Origin of the sequence: Domibacillus robiginosus, assembly GCF_000966195.1 — a bacterium.
Classification (GTDB): domain Bacteria; phylum Bacillota; class Bacilli; order Bacillales; family Domibacillaceae; genus Domibacillus; species Domibacillus robiginosus.
Genome location: NZ_LAHL01000022.1, coordinates 14,344 through 38,446 on the forward strand (window position 1 = coordinate 14,344; position 24,103 = coordinate 38,446).

General features: G+C 37.4%; 26 protein-coding genes. 22 read left to right on the top strand and 4 right to left on the bottom strand.

The features are described 5' to 3' along the window. Nucleotides 1-2: 2 nt before the first annotated feature. The 15 genes from VP97_RS12940 to VP97_RS13010 all read left to right on the top strand — a co-directional run bounded on the left by VP97_RS12940 (nt 3) and on the right by VP97_RS13010 (nt 16,450). Nucleotides 3-410, top strand: a complete 408-nt coding sequence (locus tag VP97_RS12940) for a membrane lipoprotein lipid attachment site-containing protein (RefSeq protein WP_050182275.1) — start codon at nt 3-5, stop codon at nt 408-410. A gap of 20 nt (nt 411-430) precedes the next feature. After that, nucleotides 431-3,004, top strand: a complete 2,574-nt coding sequence (locus tag VP97_RS12945) for a pLS20_p028 family conjugation system transmembrane protein (RefSeq protein ID WP_050182276.1) — start codon at nt 431-433, stop codon at nt 3,002-3,004. A 62-nt stretch (nt 3,005-3,066) separates the two neighbouring features. Continuing rightward, entirely contained in the window at nt 3,067-3,360 is a 294-nt protein-coding gene (locus VP97_RS12950; protein ID WP_050182277.1) for a DUF5592 family protein, read from the top strand. After that, nucleotides 3,360-4,004 carry a hypothetical protein gene (locus VP97_RS12955; RefSeq protein ID WP_050182278.1) on the top strand — a complete coding sequence of 215 codons (645 nt, stop codon included), beginning with the start codon at nt 3,360-3,362 and terminating at the stop codon, nt 4,002-4,004. The genes VP97_RS12950 and VP97_RS12955 overlap by 1 nt, the downstream gene beginning before the upstream one ends. Before the next feature lie 15 nt (nt 4,005-4,019). Continuing rightward, a complete protein-coding gene (locus VP97_RS12960; RefSeq protein WP_245629887.1) occupies nt 4,020-5,993 on the top strand; it encodes a VirB4 family type IV secretion system protein in 1,974 nt (657 codons plus the stop codon). Further along, the gene (locus VP97_RS12965; RefSeq protein ID WP_082220347.1) at nt 5,993-7,168 is read left to right on the top strand and encodes a bifunctional lytic transglycosylase/C40 family peptidase; all 1,176 of its coding nucleotides are present in this window, start codon (nt 5,993-5,995) and stop codon (nt 7,166-7,168) included. Before VP97_RS12960 ends, VP97_RS12965 begins: the two co-directional genes overlap by 1 nt. A gap of 39 nt (nt 7,169-7,207) precedes the next feature. Beyond that, on the top strand, nt 7,208-7,906 hold the full coding sequence (locus VP97_RS12970; protein ID WP_156153492.1) for a hypothetical protein: 699 nt from the start codon (nt 7,208-7,210) through the stop codon (nt 7,904-7,906). After that, entirely contained in the window at nt 7,903-8,754 is an 852-nt protein-coding gene (locus VP97_RS12975) for a coiled-coil domain-containing protein (protein ID WP_050182280.1), read from the top strand. Before VP97_RS12970 ends, VP97_RS12975 begins: the two co-directional genes overlap by 4 nt. 292 nt (nt 8,755-9,046) lie before the next feature. Then, nucleotides 9,047-9,298 carry a hypothetical protein gene (locus VP97_RS12980; RefSeq protein WP_050182281.1) on the top strand — a complete coding sequence of 84 codons (252 nt, stop codon included), beginning with the start codon at nt 9,047-9,049 and terminating at the stop codon, nt 9,296-9,298. After that, complete coding sequence (gene mobP2, locus VP97_RS12985; protein WP_050182282.1) at nt 9,291-10,442, top strand: MobP2 family relaxase; 1,152 nt, start codon at nt 9,291-9,293, stop codon at nt 10,440-10,442. Before VP97_RS12980 ends, mobP2 begins: the two co-directional genes overlap by 8 nt. Nucleotides 10,443-10,445: 3 nt before the next feature. Beyond that, nucleotides 10,446-10,892: a hypothetical protein gene (locus VP97_RS12990; protein WP_050182283.1), complete on the top strand. Its 447-nt coding sequence runs from the start codon at nt 10,446-10,448 to the stop codon at nt 10,890-10,892. Further along, the gene (locus tag VP97_RS12995) at nt 10,889-11,194 is read left to right on the top strand and encodes a hypothetical protein (protein ID WP_050182284.1); all 306 of its coding nucleotides are present in this window, start codon (nt 10,889-10,891) and stop codon (nt 11,192-11,194) included. Before VP97_RS12990 ends, VP97_RS12995 begins: the two co-directional genes overlap by 4 nt. Nucleotides 11,195-11,233: 39 nt before the next feature. Next, nucleotides 11,234-12,202 carry a DUF3991 and TOPRIM domain-containing protein gene (locus VP97_RS13000; protein ID WP_172656765.1) on the top strand — a complete coding sequence of 323 codons (969 nt, stop codon included), beginning with the start codon at nt 11,234-11,236 and terminating at the stop codon, nt 12,200-12,202. A 17-nt stretch (nt 12,203-12,219) separates the two neighbouring features. Then, nucleotides 12,220-14,190, top strand: a complete 1,971-nt coding sequence (locus VP97_RS13005) for an LPD25 domain-containing protein (RefSeq protein WP_050182286.1) — start codon at nt 12,220-12,222, stop codon at nt 14,188-14,190. A gap of 118 nt (nt 14,191-14,308) precedes the next feature. Then, entirely contained in the window at nt 14,309-16,450 is a 2,142-nt protein-coding gene (locus tag VP97_RS13010; protein WP_050182287.1) for a type IA DNA topoisomerase, read from the top strand. Between the two features lie 241 nt (nt 16,451-16,691). Here the strand turns inward: VP97_RS13010 and VP97_RS23305 are convergent. Continuing rightward, nucleotides 16,692-18,040, bottom strand: a protein-coding gene (locus tag VP97_RS23305) for an IS3 family transposase (protein WP_156153493.1) whose coding sequence is annotated in 2 segments (ribosomal slippage) — nt 16,692-17,581 and nt 17,581-18,040 — 1,350 coding nt in all. Because the reading frame shifts where the segments join, the coding sequence is not laid out codon by codon here. A gap of 113 nt (nt 18,041-18,153) precedes the next feature. Here VP97_RS23305 and VP97_RS13025 point away from each other — a divergent pair. Continuing rightward, on the top strand, nt 18,154-18,336 hold the full coding sequence (locus VP97_RS13025) for a hypothetical protein (RefSeq protein ID WP_050182290.1): 183 nt from the start codon (nt 18,154-18,156) through the stop codon (nt 18,334-18,336). Nucleotides 18,337-18,682: 346 nt separating this feature from the next. Beyond that, nucleotides 18,683-19,546, top strand: a complete 864-nt coding sequence (locus tag VP97_RS13030; protein ID WP_050182291.1) for a hypothetical protein — start codon at nt 18,683-18,685, stop codon at nt 19,544-19,546. Between the two features lie 185 nt (nt 19,547-19,731). Here the strand turns inward: VP97_RS13030 and VP97_RS23875 are convergent, their stop codons facing one another. Then, complete coding sequence (locus tag VP97_RS23875) at nt 19,732-19,896, bottom strand: hypothetical protein (protein ID WP_156153494.1); 165 nt, start codon at nt 19,894-19,896, stop codon at nt 19,732-19,734. Between the two features lie 502 nt (nt 19,897-20,398). Between VP97_RS23875 and VP97_RS13035 the strand changes: the two genes are divergently transcribed. Further along, nucleotides 20,399-20,848 carry a DUF5063 domain-containing protein gene (locus tag VP97_RS13035; protein ID WP_050182292.1) on the top strand — a complete coding sequence of 150 codons (450 nt, stop codon included), beginning with the start codon at nt 20,399-20,401 and terminating at the stop codon, nt 20,846-20,848. Between the two features lie 388 nt (nt 20,849-21,236). Here the strand turns inward: VP97_RS13035 and VP97_RS13040 are convergent, their stop codons facing one another. Continuing rightward, nucleotides 21,237-21,662 (bottom strand): hypothetical protein, encoded by a 426-nt coding sequence (locus VP97_RS13040; RefSeq protein ID WP_050182293.1) that lies wholly within the window; start codon nt 21,660-21,662, stop codon nt 21,237-21,239. A 166-nt stretch (nt 21,663-21,828) separates the two neighbouring features. Beyond that, nucleotides 21,829-21,969, bottom strand: a complete 141-nt coding sequence (locus tag VP97_RS23880; RefSeq protein ID WP_172656766.1) for a hypothetical protein — start codon at nt 21,967-21,969, stop codon at nt 21,829-21,831. A gap of 440 nt (nt 21,970-22,409) precedes the next feature. Here VP97_RS23880 and VP97_RS13050 point away from each other — a divergent pair, with 440 nt between their 5' ends. From VP97_RS13050 to VP97_RS13065, 4 genes are all read left to right on the top strand, one after another. Then, nucleotides 22,410-22,670, top strand: coding sequence for a metal-sensitive transcriptional regulator (locus VP97_RS13050; RefSeq protein WP_050182295.1), 261 nt, complete (start codon nt 22,410-22,412; stop codon nt 22,668-22,670). Between the two features lie 189 nt (nt 22,671-22,859). Then, nucleotides 22,860-23,342, top strand: a complete 483-nt coding sequence (locus VP97_RS13055; RefSeq protein WP_050182296.1) for a DsrE/DsrF/DrsH-like family protein — start codon at nt 22,860-22,862, stop codon at nt 23,340-23,342. A 4-nt stretch (nt 23,343-23,346) separates the two neighbouring features. Next, nucleotides 23,347-23,745 (top strand): rhodanese-like domain-containing protein, encoded by a 399-nt coding sequence (locus tag VP97_RS13060; protein ID WP_050182308.1) that lies wholly within the window; start codon nt 23,347-23,349, stop codon nt 23,743-23,745. A gap of 23 nt (nt 23,746-23,768) precedes the next feature. Further along, nucleotides 23,769-24,065, top strand: coding sequence for a rhodanese-like domain-containing protein (locus VP97_RS13065; RefSeq protein ID WP_050182297.1), 297 nt, complete (start codon nt 23,769-23,771; stop codon nt 24,063-24,065). Nucleotides 24,066-24,103 lie beyond the last annotated feature (38 nt).

Sequence of the window (24,103 nt, forward strand, 5' to 3'; positions counted from 1 at the left end):
AAATGAAAAAAGTAATCGTGGCTCTTTTTCTAACAACGATTTTATCAGCTTGTGGAAATGCAGGGGTACATCAAGTTGATTTAGATACGGTTGACAGTCTTGTAGGTGGAAAGGAAGATGGGTTTCTTTTCATGGTTTATGAGAACGATGAAGGATTCATGCCGTATGTAGAGGATGCTGCCGAAAAAACAAAAGCTGAAATCAATTTTTACAATGTGAGCCAGCCAGACGGGGAAGGCGGAGCAGTTGGAGAGAATGTTTTCGAAGGTAAAGTTGAAAATGATTTGAAAAGGGGTCATTTATACTATCTTGAAAATGGAGAACCTTCAGAGTCTGTAGATTTATCTCGTTATGGAGATGGATTGGATCTCTCTTCAGAAATACAGAACTTTATTGAGATTCATCAATAAGTAAGTGAGGTGATTCGCAAATGACGGATGAACAGGTTATTGGAATTCTGCAAGATTTTGATGATAAACTCACTATTTCGGATATAAGCATGGACTTTGTTCGAATGCTCGGTTGGGCTTTTGTTCAAGGTATTGCTTGGATTCTTGATACATTAGAAAATGTAGCGAATGAAATGCTGCTCGTAAAAGAATTTTATCAAAATGAATCGGTGATCGAATTTGTAACCAGCTTTAGACCATTGCTATATATCCTGTTGGCATTTAGCCTTGTGTATTCGGGTTACTTGTTAGTCTTTCAAAGGAAATTACAAGTTGAAACGGTAGCGATAAATTTTATTATAGCAATGGCGATTATTTCGCTTTTATCCACTGCAACGGACAAAGCAAATGACTTTTCCGATGAAGCGGTAAAAGCGGTCAATAGTGGTGCTTTATTTGGGTCAGAAGAAGGTACAGTTTCCGAAAATATTTTAGCTGACAATATAAGTGATTTAGTCGAGTTTGACAGAGTAAATTGGGCAATTGAGCAGGAAGATGAGGAAAATAAGGAAGATGTTAAGCCAGAAAGTTCTATTCCGATAGATGTAGTTAGCAGAATCAGTATTAATGCAAAAATTGATCCCGATGGGGATGATATAGAATATAAAAATGATGAGGTTTTTAAAAAGCAGTTAGATTATGATATTGCGGAACGAAAAGAAGTATTGAGAGACCTCGATCAAGGCGGGTTAAGTTGGAATAACAAATATTATTACCGTTATTCGCTGGATTGGTTCACTATTATCGTAACCATGCTGGTGATGGCATTTACTTTATTCTCTATCGCTTATAAATTGGCTCGTTTGGCTTTTGAACTGGTGTTCAATCATCTTTTAGTCATGATCGTTGCACCGGCTGACTTACATGATGGTCAAAAAACGAAAAAAATTATGCAGTCTATCCTTAACACTTTTCTAGTAATCGTGTTGATCTTTATGTCGATGAAGCTATATGTTATCGGTACAGCTTATCTGGCAGACAACTTTAAAGGACTGGTTTACATTATTGCTTTAATAGGCTTTAGTGCAGCTTTACTGGATGGTCCGAATATGGTTGAAAGACTATTTGGCATAGATGCCGGTCTTAAAGGTGGATGGAGCGTGCTAGCCGGTACGTATGCAGCTGGAAAGATGGCTTTAGCCGCTAAAGATGGAGCTGGTAAGATGCTAAGTAAATTTAAAAATGATAAAAACGATAATCCGGATAATGGTAAGGATTATTCAAAAGGTTCGGATTCGGAGAATAGTGGTGCAAAGAATCAAAACCAGTCTCCTTTAAAAGATGCAGAAGCAAAATTGCCATTTGATGAAGGCGACAAAGGAAATGGAAAAGATAGTCCTTTAAAACCAAGCCTAGACGGGTCTGATAAAGGAGAAGCGGAGCAGGCCGGTAACAGTGATATTGAAGCAAACGTGGACGAAAAAGGAAGAGCTGCTGTTTCAAAATCGGGTGAGACAAAAGGCGATAGAAAAGATTCCGATTTGCAAAGCTCACTGGGTACGGCAAATGGTGCAAGTGAATCTCTTGAAGCTACCTCCCAAAAAGAGCAGGAAGTAAAGCAGAACCAAGATGTGCAGCAAAGGTCAGCTGTTGGTCAAGCTGCACTAAAAGGGGTAGCACTGGATGGAGCAACACCGGACTTAGAACAGCAAATGAATGGTGAGGGCGCAAGTCAGGGCAATGGAAGCAGTATAAGCCGACAAGGGCTTACAGAGCAGCCGGTCAATATAACGGATATGCAAAACGGCACTCAAACAGCGGCTGCAAGCAGCCAGGGCGGCAGCATACAACAGGCAACAGCACCAGACCAATCTTTAGAACAACAAGCTCAACCAAATATAACAGAAGGTTCAACCGTTCAAGGTGGTCAAAATGATGTGCAGAGACAAAGCAATGCCGAACAGCCGGTCAATATAACCGATGTTCAAAACGGTACTCAAACAGTGACTACAAGTAGTCAATCTGGTTCTGTACAGCAAGCAACAGCACCAGACCGATCTTTAGAACAACAGTCTCAACCAAATATAACAGAAGGCTCAACCGTTCAAGGCGGTCAAAGTGATATACAAACGCAAAGCAATATAACGCAACAAGTAAATGTAACGGATACTCAAAACAGTGAACAAACTGTAAATACGACTAGTCAGGCTGGCACTCAAACATCGACTACAAGTAGTCAAGGTGCTTCGGAATCACCAATCAGTACCGGTGTTCCAAAAGTATCTAGTGAAGAAAGGGTAATATCTGAATCATCTTCTGGTACTTCAAGTAACCAAACAACGGTTCAACAAGAGAATGTAAACCAAGTTAATGAAGAAATAAAAGTAGAGGAAAGCACCAGAAATATCACTGGCAGCCAAAGCGTAAGTCATGTAGAAAATGGTGAATCGGGTGGCGGTGCAGCTGTAGCCATAGCTCCTGCTCCTGCCGGTGTTCCAAAAGCTTCTAGTGAAGAAAGGGTTTTGGAAAGTGAAGGACAGGACAGACAGCATGTGATTAATCGAAAGAGCAAGAAAGATCGGTTCAACCGAATGAAAAACCAAACTAAAAAGTAATGTGAGAAAGCAGCGTTGGCAACAATTCAACGCTGCTTTTTCTTTTTAAAAGGAGTGGGAAAATGCGAACGTACCGTATACCGAATGAAGTCGCAAGTGAGCTGAAAATTTCAAAAAGCATTTACCTGTTCGACTTGTTTCTAATAATGTCTTTGATCTTAATTCGCTACATGACGATTCCTTTAGTGCATAGCGATTTCCATATACTGTACACACTGTTCTTGATCGCCTTTGGCGTGTTTATGATAATCAGACCGAAAACGAACCCGAAAAAGAGAATGTATGAAGCCATGTATTATTCAATCGTCCGAAAAAAAGACACATACAGTTCCATAGATTACAGTGAAAGCGAGTGATGAAAATGATACTAATTGATGAAATTAAATTAAAAAAGAATAAACACATCATGCCTGGGGCTGCTGTATTAGATGAATCGAATCTCATTCTTGAAAAGGAACGGAAAGAGAAAAAAGCTGCTGTAAAGTCCTCTTTTGCTCAAATTAGTCCGGTAGTAGATGTAACCAATAATGATTTCTTTGAAATGCGTTCCGGTGAATATATGGAGATTATCCAAATTGAAAGCAAAGATATTTACTCATTAAACGATGTCGATTTAAGCAACGACATTCAAAATTTAGCAACCTTTTTAACCGCTTATACGGAAGACATTAAGATTGTTCCTTTAAATATCCCTTTAAATCTTGAAAAGCAAAAACGCTTTATTCATAAGCGTTTAAGACAAAATAAAAATACGGCGTATCAGTCGTTCTTAGAGAGCCGGTTAAGAGAATTTGACAACTTGGAAAAGCACCGGACGAATCGGGAATATTTTATTTTCCTGTATGCAGAAGAAGAAAAGAAGTTACTAGAAAAACTGCACCAGATCAAGAATTTACTGGCTCGTAGTAATCCAGTAACAGAGCTTTCAATTGAAAAGAAAATCAATATCTTGTTCCAGATGTTTAACCCGAATACGAAGCCATTAAGTGAAACTGAATAAAAGGGGAGATATTACATGAACATGATCGAAAAGCTGAAAGATATGTTTGGCAAGGGGCAAACCGATGAAGAAGTAAAAAGCGAAAAAGGTTATAACCCAATGGTTGTTTCATCCATTCAACCTAATGGTGGAGTTAAGTTTTTACCTAACTTTATACGCTTGGGTGACGGCTATATGACCTCGCTTCATGTTTACAAGTATCAGAATATCGTAAATGATTACTGGCTCGAACCGATCATCAACATGCCGAATGTTTTGTGTACGGTTGATATTTCAAATGCGAATAAGCGTGAAGTGGTAGACCAGATCAACAAGGCACTGGCCGAGCAAAATATCCGTTTTGAAAATGCAAAAGATAACATTGAAAGAATTGATGCCCGCAAGCAGTATGCAGAGCTAAGTGAGCTATATGAAAACCTAACTGTGGGTGAGATTTTAAAGTACGTACACCTACGTTTATACGTGAAGGGAAAAACGCTGGAAGAACTTGAAGTGAATACAAAAAAAGTGATCGAAGAAATGGAAGCTATGAACTTTCGGGCTGCTGTACTGCTGAATGAACAGGAGTGGGAATGGGACGGAATGTTTCAAAGTTACAAGGCACAAGCCAAGTACACAAATAAGCGAAAAGGCAAGGAAATACAGGCTTCAACAATAGCCGGTGGCTATCCTTTTCACTATACTTCTTTAAATGATGCAACCGGTACTTTTCTAGGAACAACCTATACGGGTGGAACGATTGTACTCGATCTCTTTCACAAAGATAAGCAGAGAAAACATTACAATGCCTTGATGGTGGGGCAGATGGGTTCTGGTAAATCGACACTCTTAAAAAAGACCGTTCTTGAACAAGCAATCAAAGGAAACAAGGTACGGATTTTAGATGTAACCGGTGAGTTTTCCGGATTAGTTGAAGCGCTTGGTGGCAAGCAGATCGCCCTTGATGGAAGTGAGGGAATCATTAACCCATTACACGTTTATAAGACAGCCGTTAAAGAAGATGGCTCAACTAATGAAGAATTATCGTTTATGCAGCACTTGTCTAAACTGAAAGTTTTCTATAACTTCTTAAAGCCAACTGCCGGTGATGATGAAAAATCTCTTTATTCATCGTTGCTAAGACAGCTTTATATTGAAAAAGGTTTGTGGTCGGAAGATAAAGAAAATGAGATTGCTGTTACATCATTTCAGCCGAATGAGTACCCTACTTTTTCGGATTTTTTACAGTTAATTCGGAAGGAACTTTACAGTGATATTGCTAGTGAAAAGATCAATGAAAACTTAGCTAGTAATACTGTTTTACTTTTAAGCAGTATTGAGCTGGCTGTACAAAGTATCGTTGATATTTACGGGCAGATTTTTAATGGTCATTCGTCTATTCAGTCATTTGATGAAGAACAAGTTGTATCTTTTCCGATTCGTTCTCTTTTATCCATGCAGGGTGAAGTATTCCAAGCCCAATTATTTAATATCATGAACATGCTTTGGGATGGAATGATCGTGAACGGTTCGCACCAGTTCAGAAAATTTAATCGTGGGGAACTGGAAGCGACTGAAGCTGTAAAGTATTTGATCGTCATAGACGAAGCGCACAACATCATTAATACGAAAGATATTTCAAAACCGGCTGTCCAGTACATTGAACGTTTTATGCGTGAAGCACGTAAGTATTTTGGTGGCATTTTCTTTGTATCCCATTCGATCAGTGACTTTGTGCCGAATTATGGGGTTGGTCAAAATAATGAAAATGCAGAGAACATAAAGAAGCTGTTCCAGTTAACGCAATATAAATTTATCGCGCAGCAGGACAGCATTACCATTCCAATTTTGAAGATGATTTTTGAGGGACAAATTACAGATAGTGAGCTGGCGGCGATCCCAAGATTTGAAACAGGGCATCTGGTTTTATCCATTTCGGGTGTGAAAAACATTACCTTTAAAGTAGAGATTCCAAGTAATGAAATGAAAATGTTTGGTGGTGGTGCTTAATGATAAATAAAAGTGCTGCACCTAAAAATGTAGCCAATGAACTTGCCAAACAAGCAATCAAAAAAGCGATCAAAGCTAAGTTAAACTTACTTAGCTTGAAAGCTAAGTTATATATAGGAGCAGCTTTGTTGGCTGTCCTTTTACTAGTAATCATGATTGCCGGTATGGTTACTATAGTTTCAAATATTATTAGCAATGAATCAAGTACATCGCCTGGCAGTGGAATTGGGGTTGTTGGATATGGTTTAGAGCCGATTCCCGCATCGGTTAAGCAATATGAAGATGCAATTAGGAGTGAATTAAATAAGTATGGAAAAGGCGAGTACACACCGTTGTTACTCGCCTTAATGTCGCAAGAAAGTGGTGGTCGGGGTAATGACCCGATGCAGGCGAGTGAATCGAAATGCGGTTATATCGGATGTATAACGAATCCTTCTGAAAGTATCCAATATGGTGTTAAACACTTTTTAGACGTAATGGCAAAAGCCAATAACGATATAAAGTTAACGTTGCAGTCTTATAATTTCGGTGGCGGTTTTATTGATTATGTAAAGCGAAATGGTGGCTCTTACACATATGAATTAGCGATCTCTTTTTCACAAATGATGTACCAGAAGTTAGCTCACACTGGCATTTACAGATGCCATCGAGAAGAAGCGATTCAGCATAATGCGTGCTACGGAGATATTAAATACGTTGACGCTGTGTTGAGGTATTTACCGGCAACAGCAGTAGGTGGAGCTGGTGGTGGAACCGTTGTAAATGCTTCGGGTGCTGCGAAAAAAGCAATTGAAACTGGAATGACTGCATTAGGTCGTCCGTACGTTTGGGGCGGTGGCAGAACGGAAGCGTCCATAGCCAGAAGGGACTTTGATTGTTCTTCATTTGTCTGGTGGGCTTATAGAGAAGCCGGTGTAAATTTGGGACCGATGGGAGCAACTACGGAGACACTAAAACACCTCGGCCAAAGAGTGCCGATAAGCGATATACAAGTAGGGGATTTGATCTTTTGGGATACCTATAAAGTAGATGGTCACGTTGCCATTTATATTGGAAACGATCAATTTATTGGAGCTCAAAGTACGGGTGGAGTTTCCATTTCTAATTTTTTATCCAACTCATATTGGGGTGGAAAAAAGCAATGGAAAGGTCACGTGAGAAGGATTGTCCAATAATGGATTTTCACATCTTGGATGGCAAAAGGAGATGAAAAAATGAAGAAAGGTCTATCAGTTACATTGATTATGGTACTGGTCATTTCGGTTGCTGCCAATTTCTTTTCTTTCAACAAATTAACCTCGGCCAAAGAAGAAACAAACCAGAAAGCAAAACTGTTGCTAGAAGAAAAAGAGCAAGAGATCGGGAAGCTGAACGATGAAATTTCTGCTTTGGAAAAGGAAAAACAGATTACAGCTGGTAACGCAAATACTGAAAAAGTAGAGGGAGAAGTGAAAGGAACGGAAACAGAAAATGAAGCTGGACAATCTGGTGGACAGAAAGATTTAGTGAATTCTGCTGAACGGTTTATTGATTATATCTACAATGTAACACCTGATAATTTTGCAATGGTTAAGCAAAATGCAGACCATTACATGACCGATGAAATGATTAAAACCCTGTTCCCTTCCGATGGAATAGATGAAAAAGGAAGTGACTTAAAAACAAGCGCTACTGACATTAAAGTGTTTATGGAAGGCGAAGGAAACAAGCAAGTAGTTGTGTCTTATAACTTTGAATTGGAGTTTATAAGTAGTGGCTACAAAGAAAAAGATTCCTCTTATGTGCTGCTCGATTTTGAGCAGGAAGGTGGGACATATAAAGTATCAAAACTTACGCCAATTAATAGCATGAAAGGTGAAATTTCAAGCATTGATGCCATTGGTTATCTTAAAGGAGGGGGCATGTTGCCATGAAGAAAAATAAACGTAAAAAGCTGGCTACTCATTGGTCAAATATCTATGTGGCAGTCACTTTAATTTTTATGTTAGGCTTCGGTTTTTTCTTATCTAGTAAAGTGTTCCTGGCTGATAAAGTCGATGTTTTAAGTACAGAAATCAATAAAGAATTTAACGTAAACGGCAGAGGAAAATTCACAATTAAAGAGTGGATATATGATGAAAAGGATAATGAAATGCAAGTAACGCTTACTACCTCTGGACTGACGAGTTATATGTCTGATCTGGATTTTAAAGCAGTATCAAAAGTGAATGTGAAAGACGAGCTGCCGACTAAAATTGTTTATTCATCGAATGACATTTACATCGTAAACATCAGTAAAATACCGAAAGATTTTGGTCAGGTTGCGTTGCGATTAGTAAAGGATGAAATGAATTTTGAGGAAGAAGTATTCGATGAAGATCAACTAAAAAAGAGAGAAAAAGATGCAATTATCACAAGCGTTTATGCAGACCAAACGGTGGTAGATCGTGGTGACATTTCAGAAAAAGACATTGAAGAATACGCCATAAAAGTAACCGATGAAATGATTCGAAATACGAAAAAAGAGATCCAAGACCGGCAAAAGGAAATCGAGAAAAACAATTTAATCGTGAAGAAAATCAATGAAAAAATTAGTGAACAAAAAGGAGAATTGATTTATCAGACTGTCGATGAACAGACAGTAACCAACAATCAAATTTACTCAATGGAACAAGAAATTGAATCCTACAATACAGATAATGAAACATTAAAAACAGATATAAAATCTTTGGAAACTAAAATCGAAAGACTAAACCAGCGCAAGGATGATTTGCAATTTTAAACAAAAACCATGATTTTTTTACTGTCTAAAATTAAGACAAACAGCGATTTTTACTGTCTAAACTTTAGACAAGTACCCTTTTTCTACTGTCTAAACTTGAGACAAAATCAAAATTTCGTGTACCCACGAAAACACTAGGCTCTGCCTAGTTCCACACTGGAAGTGGGGACACGTTTTCCTTATGCTCTTTCTCACTCTTTCCCCCCAAGCATTCGTTTTTAACAAAACTTTGTTGTATAATGAAGGTGTACCAAATAACAAAACTTTGTTTTTTTGAAAGGGGGGAAAGGGAATGGAAGTGAAGATCAGAAATGTTGAGCCTACGGCTGTAAAAAAAATCGACGAGCTTGCTAGAAAAAAGGGGCTTTCAAGAAACGAGTACCTCAAAAATGTAATAGAGGATTTCTCAATTTTAGAAATGAAGGATAACCATGTTGACCGTATGGAAAAGCAGCTTGTAGCCAACACGCTTTTAATGGAAAAAACCTCGAACACGTTAGATGAATTAGTATCCGTTTTGAAAGAGTTGATCGACGATGAATAATCCTATAAGACCTGCCGTAGTGATTAAATCCAAGTTTATTTTATCGTCCGGTTCAAAAAATAATTTTAATAATTATTTGAATTACATGGACAGAAAAAACACTCACTCGAACGAAAACGATTTTCAAAATTATCAAGATTATATGAGTAATGAAGAAAAATCCACTGGCTTGTTTACTTCAAGTAATGACAAGTTAAGTGAAAAAGAAAAAGAAGATTTAAAATCCCTTTTTGAGCAATCGCAACAAAAAGGAAGTATTCTTTGGCAGGATGTAATTTCTTTTGATAATGAATGGCTGCAAGAAAACGGCGTGTTGAAAGATGGCTTTATGGATGAACAAAAAGTGAAGCAAGCGACACGAAATGCAGTAAATGAAATGATTAAAAAAGAAGGATTAGCCGATAGTGCGATTTGGTCTGCTGCCATTCATTACAATACAGATAACATTCATGTTCATGTTGCCACTGTCCAGACGAAAAATTTTCGAGATCGGGGAAAACGAAAGCAGAAATCTATTGATAGTATGAAGTCAAAAGTGGCGAGTACAATTCTTGATCGAAGCAAAGAAAATGAAAAACTGAATGAATTTATTCGAGAAAAAGTTGTAAAAACAAAACGTGATGATGATTTACTGTCTTTGAAAAATCGTGTCGTCAATCGGGATATGGTGAAGCAGTTTAAAAAAATTCATATCATGTTGCCCGAAGATAAGCGGCTGTGGGCATACAGCATGAATGGCATCAAAAATGTAAGACCGGAAATTGATAAATTGACGGATATGTACATTCAAAGGCATTTCAAAAATGAGTTTGAAGAATTTGAAAAACAATTGAATAAAGAAGTTGAATTGTACAAACGAACCTATGGTGATACCAAAAAAGCAGAGCAGTACAAAGAAACGAAAATGGATGATCTTTATAAAAGAATGGGAAACACCATTTTAAAAGAAGTGAAAAAATACGACTATGAATCAAAGAGTGCTGCCCGATCTGAACCAAAAAATAAATTCGAAAAAATTAAACGGGAACGGGCAATCAATAATTTTATTTACACCATTAATCGGAGCATGAATGATAACTTGCAGCATTTAAAAAATCAGCGTGAATTTGAAAGGATGCAGCAAGAAAAAGAACAGGAGAGGTAGTGAATGAATTTGTCTGAGGATAAAAAAATACAAAAGAGATATTATTTAGACCCGCACTGGCATGAGTATATAGAAAGTCATGGCAATAACAGCAGTATCGCTCTTGAAACGATTTTAAAGCAGCATAAAGAGTATTCTAACAATATGTTTGATCTGCGTTTTATTACAAATCAAATTAAACTGGAATTGTTGCAAGAAATTGATACTGGCATCAAGAAAAATGTTGAAACGGAAATGAAGCGTATTCGGTTAGGAACGAATAATACAGACCGGAATACACAAATTTTAATTGAATTATTGCAGGGGTTTATGGTGGCTTCCGATAAAGATACAATCGCAACAACTGATCTTTATAAGCCGCCTTTTTTAGTTCAAGCTGAAAATGTGGTGCATGAAAGAATCTCAAATTTGAAACAAAAAAAACACTCTAAAGGGGATGGAAAAGAATGAAAGAGCTTTTTAAAAATTTAGATTATGCAACGATTAAAGGCGTTGGAGAAGATGAAGTTTTAGTCACATTCAATGGTGAAGATTATGAAATCAAGCTCACTGATACTACTCGTACTCCAATATTTGAAGCTGTTGAACAAGGAATTTTTATTGTCCCTTTTAACAGTGTCACAAAAGAATTGCTAATCGAAGTTAACACAGAAGTCATGGAAGAATATTTTCCAGAAGTGTTTATGAAGGAACTAGATGGTGCAGCTGACTTTGATCCAGAAGAATTTGAAAAAGAAAACGAAAATAAATAACTGATTCCCTTTCCAATTCTAAAAATGAGGTGTTCAAAAGTGGGTGATATAGTGTCGAAATCTGAAATTGACCAAGCAGCTAACGTTCATGTTTTGGATTATTTACAGACAAAAGGCGAACCAATCATCAAGCAAGGACACAATTATTATCGTCATGCAGAGCATGATTCCTTAGTGTTTAATACAAATGGAAAATGGTACTGGAATAGTCGAAGTACCGGCGGAATGGGTGCAATTAGTTTAGCAAGAGAGCTTTACAAAATGAAGTTTCAAGAAGCGGTTCGGGATGTAAATGGATTGAACATCACCAAGACGATGGACTTTTCCCAAGATGCAAATAAAGGATTTACTTACCCAAAGCATTATGAAGTTTCTTCTATTGAAAATGCCAAAAATTATTTAGTAAATGAACGCTGCATTGATGAAAAAGTAGTCTTGGCATTACGAAAACACGATTTGATTGCAGAAGATAAAATGAAAAACCTTATTTTTAAGTGGAGAGACAAAGATGGAAAAATAGTTGGGGCTGATCGGCAAGGCACAACGAAAATGAAGAATAAACGGGGAACATTTAAGCAGATCATGGAGCATAGCAAAGGTGACGGTGGGTTTACGCTTGATATAGGCAGGCCAAACAAAATTGCAGTGTTTGAAAGCCCGATTGATTTAGTTTCTTATTACGACATGATTCGTCCAGAACACATTCGTCTCTTATCCATGTCTGGCTTAAAAGATCAAATTCTTATAAAAGGAATAGAGCAAACGGCTTCGGAATGTAAAGAGCGTGGCGAAGAACTTGAAAAAGTAATTATTGCCGTTGATAACGATAAAGCAGGTAGAGAGTTTACTGAAAAATGGGATGGTGAAATCGTTCAAGTCGATGTTCCGAAAAATAAAGACTGGAACGATGATCTGAGGGAGCAAAGAAAATTAGAACAGGAAAAGCAAAATCAAAAAATCCCTGGCATGAGTTTTTCTAAAAATAAAGAATTTCAATATGAACGGTGAAGAAAGGCGGTCTGAAAATGGCGTACAAACGTAATTACAAAAGTAAATCACCAGAAGAAAAACAAAAGGAAATTGATGAACTAACCGCTTCAATGGATTCCCAAATACAGAGCTTTTTTGAAAGCGAAGAAAAGATACAAGAGCATTTAGCTTTCATGGCAAACTTCCATAAGTATTCACCACGTAATATGGCTTTAATCAATCAACAATTTTCGGGTGCGAGTGCAGTCGGCTCATTCAACTTTTGGAAATCAAAAGGAGCTAGTGTCAATAAAGGGGAAAAGGGCATTAAAATTTTAGTCCCTAATCCGGTTGAATTTTTTAAACGTGGTGTTGATTCGGAAGGAAAAGATATATGGGCGCCGGTATCAAAAGCTACGCCACAAGAAAAACAGTTGCTAGAAAAAGGTGTATTACAAAAGCACCGGAGAATGTTTTACAAGATTGGTTATGTATTCGAATATACACAAACCAATGCGCGCGAAAAAGGTCTTGCAGTCTCTGAAATTTTTGGTCGCTATCATCGTGAGGGAACGGTTGAAAACGATAAAAAATTTATGAAGGCTTTTGAAAAACTGGCTGACAAGATCGGGGTGCAGCTGCTGGACAAACCTCCTGCCGGTGTCGAGCTTGGTACGGCTAAAGGTGCTTTTTTTCCAGATAAAAATGTAATTGCTTTGAATCCAAGAAACACAATGGCTGACAATGTTCCTGTCATGATTCATGAGTTGGCTCATGCTGAATTGCATAATCGGGACCGACAAAAGGAACGTGGGCGTAATTTATCTACCAATGAAAAAGAATTTCAAGCAGAAATGGTCGCTTATGTGGTGGCTACTCATTATGGAATCAACATGGAGAATTTTTCATTGCCTTATCTAGCAAGCTGGACAAAGGATGCTGAATTAAAGGATAAAGAGCAGTTATTAAATGAAGTCCGTCAAACATCTGGTGAGTTTATTGATGTGATCGACAGCCATTTAGATTATTCAAAAGAGCTTTCCACTATCATGTTGATCGAGTATGGTTCTTTATCAGAAGCAAGTATAAATGAAGTATCTTTAGACGAGTTAAAACAAGCTGTCACGCAACGAATTGAAGCCTATCCAGAAGATCGGCATGAAGAATTAAAACAGAAATTAGAACTTTTATACTCGGCCGAGGTGCTAACCGATAAAGAAGTTGGGCTATTGGAAAAAGAAATGGGTAACGCTTTTAAGGTCTTTGATAAGTCTGAAATTGAGAAGCCAACTGTTTTAATTCAATGGTCTGAAAGCGAAAAGCTAAAGAATAATGAATTAATGCGATTTGGTGAAGCCAACGAAAAATTTGAGGAGATTGGCAAAGAACAAAGTCAAGAAGCTGGCTATTATAAAACCCGTTACCATGTGATTTTTCCAAACGCTGATAAGCTCGAAATCATTAATCCAGACCGGCACGACATAGGGGATGACTATTACAAGAACCCATACCAGCAAATGGTTTCTGAAATGAATTTAAAGCCAGAACATCACAACACGCTTCTGAATGACATAGCTTTATACGTAAATGAAAAGGCTCATGGTGGTACATTAAATATTGCGGAACCTTCTATGATGATACATGGTGCTATGCCCGATTTTAAAGAATTCGGTTTGGTAAATAACGCTGATTTTAGTAAATTGAAATTTAATGAAATTAGGTATACGGTAGCTATTCCAGAGGGTGATACGATAAATGTTTTCAGTAATAGTTATAAAAAGGGTGAATATTTACATCCACTTAACCAGATGGAGAAGACCGGTATTGATAAGAATATTTATGATAAACTTCAAACAGCTTGGGACAATGAATTATTCAGAGAAGAAGATGCCTATATTCATTCTATTGCACCACGCATTAGACAGGAATTGAACATGGAAACAGTCAAGCCAGCTGCAACCATAAAAGAACCGTCTGGAAGGGAGAACCGTCAAACAAAACAACTGGCAGGAGAATTAGAGCGCTAAAGTTTTTTAGCGCCCTCTAACAAAACTTTGTTTAAAAGACGAACATTATTTGGATCCCTGGCAGCTGAAAAGACAGTTAAACACGAACAATTTTAAAAATGAAAGGCAGGGACTATAAATGAAGACTATTATTCTGGCTGAAAAGCCTTCACAAGCGAAAGCCTATGCAGAAGCGTTTGACGTTGCCCAAAAAGAAAAAACACATATTGAATTGAAGCCATGCAGCACGTTTCCTAATGGAGCTACAATCACATGGGGGATTGGTCACTTAGTCGCTTTAAAAATGCCTAATGAGTACAAGGAAGAATGGTCACGTTGGGATTTAAGCAACTTGCCGATTTTTCCGGAGCGCTTTGAATTTAAAGTGGCAGAAGATAAAAAAGCGCAATTCAATGCTGTAAAAAAGTTATTTAACGGCTGTGATGTTGCGATCAACGCTTGTGACATTGATCGAGAGGGTTCTAATATTTTTTACAGCATTTATAGAATGACCGGTGCAAAAAACAAGACAATCAAAAGACTATGGATTAACTCTTTAGAGGTTGATGAAATCCGTAAAGGATTTAATAACCTGTTGGATAATGAGAAGGATTTATTAATGTATAAAGAAGCCTATACTCGTCAGGTATCTGATTGGTTGGTAGGGATTAATGGAAGCCAATTGTTCAGCTTGCTGCTTGCCAAAAAAGGAGTTCGGGAAACATTAAGTATTGGCAGGGTGCAGAGCAGCTTAGTTTATCTGGTTTATCAGCGCCAAAAAGAAATTGAAAACTTTGTCTCGAAGCCGTTTTTTGAGTTGGTTGGAAAGTTCGCTGCAGCTGGTGGTCAATATGAAGGTAAAGCCAAAATAAAGACCGATACACTGGATGAATTAAATGCCTTTTTACTAGCAAATGAAGCGATCTTGGACAGTGAAATGCCGGGAACCGTCCTGGCATTAGAGAAAAAAGAAAAACGGACGCAATCACCAAAACTACATTCACTCTCTACACTTCAAACAGTCGCGAATAAAAAGTGGAAGTATAGTCCGGCAGTTGTATTAAAAACCATGCAATCACTGTATGAGAAAAAGCTCGTCACCTACCCTCGTACCGACACAAATTTTATTACTGAAAATGAGTTCAATTATCTAGTAAAGGTTGTTGAGGGATACCAGAAGCTACTTGGCCAAGAATTTGAACCGAATGTAACACCAAATAAACGGTATGTAGATGGCTCTAAGGTTCAAGAGCACTATGCCATCATCATGACTAAAAATGTCCCTGCTGAATCGACTATAAATAGCCTGTCACCAGAAGAAAAGAATATCTATGATGAAGTGGTGCGGAACACGCTGGCAATGTTCCATAAAGATTACCGGTATGAGGAAACGAAAATTACAACGGCAGTAAACGGCATTGAATTTGAGACAATCGGAAAAGTAGAGCTTGAAAAAGGATGGAAAGAGCTGTTTTCTCACCAAAAAGAGGATGAAGGAGAAAAAACGGCTTCAAATAACGTGCTGCCAAGCGTTTCTAAAGATGAAAATGTAGTAGCAGTCCTAAACAGCAAAGAAGGGAAGACAAGCCCTCCCAAGCCGTTTACAGAAGGTGGCTTAATCAACCTCATGAAAACGGCAGGGAAAATGGTCGATGATGAAGCGGATAGTGAGATTTTAAAAGAAGTAGAGGGGATCGGCACTGAAGCAACTCGATCTGGAATTATCGAAACGGTTAAAAAGAACGGCTATCTGGACGTTAAGAAAAACATTGTATTCAGTACCAAAAAAGCCGAAATTTTGTGTGAAGCAATTAAAGGGACTTTGTTATCCAGTCCTTCTATGACCGCAAAATGGGAATCCTATTTAAGAAAGATCGGGGAAGGCTCTGGTTCATCCGAAACATTTATTCAGAACATTAAAAAGTTCGTACAGAATTTGATTGAAACGATGCCCGAAAAAATGGATGGCTCGACTATCCAAAAGGCTGTGGAACAGCAACAAACACAATCCAGTTACGGTGTATGTCCGGTTTGTAAAAAAGGGCGCATGGTAGACCGGAAAACACTTATTGGCTGCTCTGAATACTCAAATGGCTGTACGTTTTCTATCGGAAAAACCATTGCTTCCAAGAAATTAACGGACAAAAACATTAAAGACTTGCTAGAAAAAGGGATAACCCCTGTCATAAAAGGCTTTAAATCTTCTAAAACAAAGAAATCATTTGAAGCAAAATTAAAAATTGAGGATAAGAAAATTGGGTTTGCTTTTAGCAATAAATAAAAAGAAGTGCAGCTAAGAGCCGCACTTCTTTTATTGTGTTATTATTTACAAATAAACCAGTTGATTTGTAATTTGGAAAGGTCTGAAAGAAAACATAACTATGCTTGAAACAATCTTATTATATCTTGCTGGACTTGTCTTTTTGCTATTTATCGGGCTTAATAATTGACTACATGTACTCAATGGAAGAATAAAAAAGAGTGCTGCTTATGATCTGAACCCAAAAAGTTAGACACGAATTTTAAGCAGCTTCCTGGGCATGAGTCCGGTATTGGACCGGACTCATGCCTTTTAGTTTTGCCTTGATCCGTTTGTGGTTGTAATAATGAATGTACTTCTCTAATTCTTGCTTAAAGTGCTCCATACTTTCAAATTCTTTGAAGTAGAGTAATTCACTTTTTAATAAGCCAAAGAAACTCTCCATGGCTGCGTTATCTAAACAGTTACCTTTACGAGACATACTTTGGATAATCCCATGCTCCTTTAAAACTTGTTGATACTGTTTCATCTGATAATGCCAGCCCTGATCCGAGTGAAGGACAGGGGAATCCCCATCTTTTAAGTGTTCAAAAGACTTCGTTAACATCCTTGAAACAAGGGAATAAATAGGACGGTTTTCAAGGTGATAAGAAATAACCTCTCCGTTGTATAAATCAAGAATCGGGGACAAGTATAGCTTTTGACCATGTAAATGGAATTCGGTTACATCCGTTACCCACTTCTCATTTGGTTTCGCCGCCTCGAAATGACGCTCCAGAATATTTGGAGCGATTTTCCCTATGCTGCCGCGATAAGAGCGATATTTTTTCATACGCACAAGACATTTCAACCCCATTTTCCCCATTAAGCGACGGACCGTTTTGTGATTCAATAAATAGCCTTTATTCCGTAGTTCCAGCGTGATACGGCGATAGCCATACCGACCCTGATGTTCATCAAAAATCTGTTGAATGACTGCTTTCACTTCCTCATATTTATCTGGTCGATTCGCTTGTTTTACCCAGTAATAATAAGTACTCCGTGGAATGCCGGCAATTTTGGCTAATTCTCTTACTTTGAATTCATGCCTTAACTCGTAGATTACCTGCGCTTTGTCTTGTGCCGTAACTTTTCCTTTTCTTGAATTAAGGCTTGTAACTTTTTTAAATAGGCAATCTCCATCCGTAAGCGCTCGTTTTCAGCTCTTAATGCTTCTTCTGTTCCTTCTGCCGGCTGATTATTTCGGGATTCTTTTTTCATCGATGGACGCCCCTTTTTCTTTGGTTTAAGAGCGTCTATTCCTTGCGTTTCAACTAAATGCCTCCACTTCCAGACTGTACCTGGGGAAGGGATGTTATAGACCGCCGAGGCTTCTTCGGTAGACACTCCCGTTTCGTTCATATAGTTTAGTACGTCCATTTTAAACTCTGCCGAATAACTTGTATATGTTTTCTGAAAACCTGCCCATCCATGTTCTCGAAATGTGGCGATCCATCTTTGTAGCACCGACCTATTCACATTGTACAGTTGAGCAATGTGAATAATAGACTCCGTTCCTTCAAGATAGGTAGTTACAGCCTCCAATTTAGTTTCAAAAGAATATTTGGTCATAGAAAAAACTGCACCTCCAATTGTTAGACTGTGTCTAACAATTGGGGTGCAGTTCATTATCAGTGGCGCTCTTTTTTAGAATAAATAATTACATAAAAAAGGTTGATGGTACAATGACTAATTTTGATTCACTGGAAGCAGGTATGCTTTTTACAGCATTAATCGTTTTATGTTGTTACTTTACACTTACATTTTTTGAATATTTACGTAAAGATGATGAACGAATTATTAAACAATCTAAGATTGGAGCCGTAATTTGTATTGCATTAGCTTTAATCATTGCAATAATTTTTTAGGAATTTCATTGACTACATGTAGTCAATAAAAACATTGATTTATAAAGGTTTTTTCAGTTTTTCCTTCTGGCTTATTCATCTATGCTGCCCTTTTTCTAGTAATGGTTTTGTGTCTTTAATTCTTTTGTATAAAATCCCTGTGCTACTCCTTTAACTGATCGGTCGCCAAACTAACCAATTAAAGGATTTCCGAAAGCAGGGTAAGGAAAATAGAAATGTAGACTGATTCATATCTAAAGTAGTGGTAAGATTAAATCACTATCTGGATGACTTTTTAAAGAAGGACATGCACAGTCCTTCTTTTTTATGTCTATATACATTTATATTTATAAGAAGGTGATTTAATATGGCATTTGATTGGACAGTTATTTTATCAATTGGGGGAGCATTTGGTGCAGCGTCAACTGCACAATATTTTTCACATCGTCTAACTAAAAAGCGAGAAGATATAAAATATAAAAAAGAGCAATATCAAAATTTCTATTCTCCTTTAGTTTTTAAAATAACCAGATATGTTGAATCTGAAGGTGATACTAGAAGTGGAATCAATAAAGATTCTACTCCAGATCCCGAGCAAGTCTTCAAAAGCATAATTTCAACAATAGAAGATAACATTCAATATGCCGATTCTAGCTTTATAAGAGTATATGAAAACGCTAGAATACAGGAAATGATCGAATCTAAAACCGAAGATCAACCAAAGAGTCGATACGCTAATGATTATTTTGATTTTCAAGAACGCATAAATGTCTTTGAACAATTTCTTAGCGATTATTTAATTATTAGTAGTAATTTGAAGGTTTTATCAAAGAATATTGAAAGGGAAGTTAAGAGAGTATTAGCAATAATAAAATTGTACAAGCTATATCATGACTACTTTTTAATAGAAACAGCTGAAAGATTATTTTCACATGGAAATTCAATAATATTTAGAGAAGACGACGTAGATGACTTTATTTTGAAGTTAAACAGGGTAGGCATTATTACAGATTACTACATAAAACTCTATGACGAAAAATTAATATCAGACCCGCACATTTGCTATGATGCTTTATTTTCTTTATTAGAGAGTTTTGAGCCTGCTTTATCCCGTATTAGTAAATATACTCAAATTCCGATTAAAGAAGGGTTAGAAGAAGATGCTGGAATACTAGGATACAAAGCAGGTTTTGGTTTAGATAGTAAAAGGATAGATAATATTGATTTTTGATCTTTCATAATAGACCACTTGTGGTCTATGGGGATGTTGATTTATCAAGGGTTTTGTGCTTTTTACTTCCTGACTTATTCATCTATGCTGCCCTTTTTCTAATAATGGTTTTGTATCTTTTCTTTCAGATCATGCTAAAATAAAAACAGGTAAGGAGGCGGCTACCTCCTTACCTGTTGCAGATGCTATCTGCTGCTATACTGCTTACGGCGCTTCGAGGATTTCTTTTTCCTCGAAGCTTTTTTCATGTTGTTTTGATACGTCTTGAATGCGAAGAACGTTGTGAAAATCATCGACAAGATCGTAACAATTTCTTTTGTCATGAGCACGATTTCTTTTGCTATCTCCATGTGAACACCTCCCTTCTTCATGGAAGAACACTAGCAAGAAGGGCAGGCAAAAATCAGGGAGGAGTCCGAAGACTTTCAAAAAATTTTTTGGTGCTGTTCCAAAAAAAATTTTGAAATCGAAGGAAGCTCCTTTATTTTTCGTCTGACCGGCTTGCTACAATTGAGAGAAGAAGGGGAAACCCATGACGGGTGAGCGCCATTTTTTAGGGCAGGCTCGATGCCTGCTCTAAAAAAATGTTGGAGCAATGCGAAGCGAGCGACACGAAAAAGGAGTGTAACCAGCTCGGCCAAACTCCAATCGCGAATAGTGTTGCTCATTTATATGGACGTACTGTTGAGTAAGAAACCCATCTTTTAAGTGCGAAATTAGTAAGGAATGCACTAAGTAATGTTTGTCACGCTCTTTTCATTTGAATTTATCATTTATTTTTTCTGTTAAAATAATGGAGTAGCTAACGCAAAACTGTCATTGATTATGATTAAAAATGAGGCGGGATGGAAAATGAAATTTGAAGCAGCAGAAGACTTTTTGGAATCAGCATTACATTACTGTCATCTAATTGATTCATTTAATAAAAATGATGGAATTAACCATCTAAATAAACTCCTTTTTTCTCTTTCTGATTTGTATTCAAAAGCGTTGTATTTACCTCAAGTGGTATCTGATGCAACAGAGACAGTAAGCTCCGATTTAACCTTGCCACAAGTAGATTTTGACCAGTATGAAATGTATTGGACCATCTTCGAACCTTATCACTTAGAAAAACCTATTCAAGGAAGCTTGACTGATGATATCTTGGATATTTATCAAGATGTAAAAAAAGGAATTCTATTATATCGGCGAAATGAACCACTAGAAGCAATCTGGCATTGGAAATTCGATTTCGAAACTCATTGGGGGCACCACGTTGTAGAGGCCATGCGCGCCTTACATTCTGTTCGTTCTAACTAAACGTTTACGTTAAGTATTCATGCTCAACAGTTTCGGTCAACTACTGATTAACCCGTTTACAGCCAATCGGTTTAGCAGTATGATACATCAATCGCATACAGGTTTCTTACTGTATCTCTATATTCACTCTTACAATCGATCCATAATTTTTCATCAGCTTAAGTTTACACTTAGGTTTTAGCTTTCTTTTTTTCGGGTAGGGTAAAAACACATCTCATCATTTGTCCGAAGAGCGCTGTTTCTTCGGATTTTTTTATTTGTTCGGGATTGCATAATACATTCTTTATGAGTTCATACTGTTATTGTTTTGTACTTACTATTTAAAATTTTAACTCCTACAACGAAGCCATTTCTGCAGTCAGGTCCATACCTGGCTGTGTTTTTCTTTTCATCGAAGGATCATTTCTTCTCCCTGTTTTTTAGTGGACAAGTTGTGATCCTGTGTGCCAATTAGAAAAGAATTTCCATGCAAAATGACCTCCTTCAGGGTGTCTCCTGGCCCCAGCTCAAATAAAGGTTTTTCTCCCAATAACTTTCTTGACCATATAACGGGATACGTTTCTAACTGTATAGGTTTCGATGAATTGGTAATAAAGAAGGTCTCATCCATCAACTTCCACCCAACCTCATCCAGCATCTGATTCAATTCTTCTCCTGACTGAATAACATCGATTCTAAGTTTGTATACCTTGTCGTAATCCTGTTGGTCATCCATTTTCCACACACGTGTATGGATAACTTTTAAAGGAAACTGATTGTAGTGATCCCAAAAATCAACGAGTGTTTTCCTATATTCACCGTCCACGTTATACATATACGATACGCAGGTTCCTCTTTACACTCGCATTTCCAAAAATTCAATCGATTATTTTCAAAAGCTGTTTGGTCTTCAATTTTAATCAAGGTAAATCGCCCCTCTTTAACATTCTCAATATCTCTCCATTAATAAGTAAACAACATGCGGTAATCCATATCACTGATCATTCCGGTATGACTTCCTTGATCATTAAGTGATGCTCTTTCCCAAAACGGTACGCCAGCACTTCCGATAAGAAAAAATCCGCAAACTGTCCTCGTCCGTCCGAAAAGACCATTTTGACAACTGGATGCTGCTCCATCATCGTCCTTATCATGGGATATTCAAGAGAGAGTCCATTTCATTATTCAATCAGCTTGTTTTATTTATATCTTCTTTTTTTCTACTTGTATGTATGACATTTGTATACTATTATTTTTCGTTTTCTTATTTATATATTTACTTTTATATATATAATTGCTTTTATAAGAGAAAGGCATTTTGTTAAAAACCACTTGGTGATAGTAGATATTAGAGATTACCGTGATGCCAAAAATGAAGGGTATAAGCAATATATAAATATCCCGCATGCATATCTCAAGCAGAACTATCAGGAAATCCCGCCTGTTGGCATTCATGTGATAGCCACAGATCAGCTCAAGTTAAATTTGGGATTACGGTATTTGAAAGCGAAAGGCTTTGAAGTGGCCAGTTACTCACTGACAAAACGCCAATGGAACCAAAAACAGAAAGGAGACATTTGTTGTGGTATACGATAAAAAAATCGAAAACCGGTTAAAACGAATTGAAGGACAGATCCGGGGTGTCATGAACATGATACAGGAAGGGAAAGACTGCAAGGAAGTTGTGATGCAATTGTCCGCTGTACGTAGTGCTATTGACCGGACGATGGGAGTGATTGTCAGTACAAATTTGGAACAGTGCATCAGAGAAAACATTAAAACAGGAGAAGAAACAGATACCCTAGTGAAAGAAGCGGTAGAGCTACTGGTAAAAAGCAGATAATTAAAAAACTCAAATCAAACAGTTGACGAAGTCAGTTTTTCATTCTAATATACCCATATAGGTATAAGAGGTTAGTTAAAAATAAATTATTAACCTAAGAGACGAAAATAATGATTTGTTTCTGCATTCGAAACAAAAAAATTTTTACATTTAAATATACCTGTACGGGTAATAGTAAAGGAGAAGGAAATGACTGAACAAAAGAAAAGAACCACTATTGTTTTATTCAGCGGAGATTATGACAAAGCCATGGCCGCCTATATCATTGCAAACGGAGCAGCTGCTTACGACCACGAGGTAACGATTTTTCACACTTTCTGGGGATTAAATACCTTGCGTAAAGGTGAACCATTGGCCCTGAAAAAAGGATTTCTTGAAAAAATGTTTGCTAAAATGATGCCGCGCGGTGCAGATAAAATGGGCTTGTCAAATATGAATTTTGCTGGAATGGGCCCGAAAATGATCAAGCACGTAATGAAGAAACATAATGCGATGACTCTTCCGCAATTGATTGAAATGGCGCAAGAACAGGATGTAAAACTGGTTGCCTGCACAATGACGATGGATCTACTGGGATTGCAGCAAGAAGAACTGCTGGAAAACATTGAATATGCAGGAGTAGCAGCTTACTTAGCGGACGCAGAAAACGGAAATGTAAACTTATTTATTTAAGGTGATGGATAAAGAAAAGGGGGTATCGAACACGGTGTTTGAGACAAGTACGTTCATCAATATTTTGTTAGGTGTATACTTGTCATGGTTTTTGTATCGCAGGTTTGCTCGGGTTAAAGGCGTTAAGCATATTACACCAGCTGAACTAAAATCAGAATTAATCGTGAAAAACAATCAGTTTATCGATGTACGGACACCCAATGAATTCGAGTTGAATCGAATCAATGGATTTAAAAACATCCCTCTACATGAGCTTCAAAAGCGGGCAAACGAACTGTCGAAAGAAAAAGAAGTCTTCGTCATCTGTCAAAGTGGAATGAGAAGCAGCAAGGCAAGCAAGATATTAAAAAAGCTCGGCTTTGAGCACATTACGAATGTTAAAGGCGGAATGAGTGCCTGGTGATCAGGATATGAGGAGGAATTGTAATGAAACAAATGTTGCCAAATGAAGTGGAAACTTTAAGAAACCAAGGAAGAGAGCTTTCTATCATCGATGTCCGTGAAACAGACGAAGTCGCCGCAGGCAAGATTCTAGGAGCAGTCAATATTCCTTTAGGACTTCTGGAATTTCGGTTACAGGACCTTGATAAATCTAAAGAACATATTGTTGTCTGCCGTTCAGGCGGCCGCAGTTTAATGGCTGCTAATTTATTGAAAGAACGTGGATACAAGGTTATTAATATGACAGGCGGTATGAATGAGTGGCAAGGACCTACTGAATAATTTTTTTATTCATTTATATACCCCTAGAGGTTTAAAAG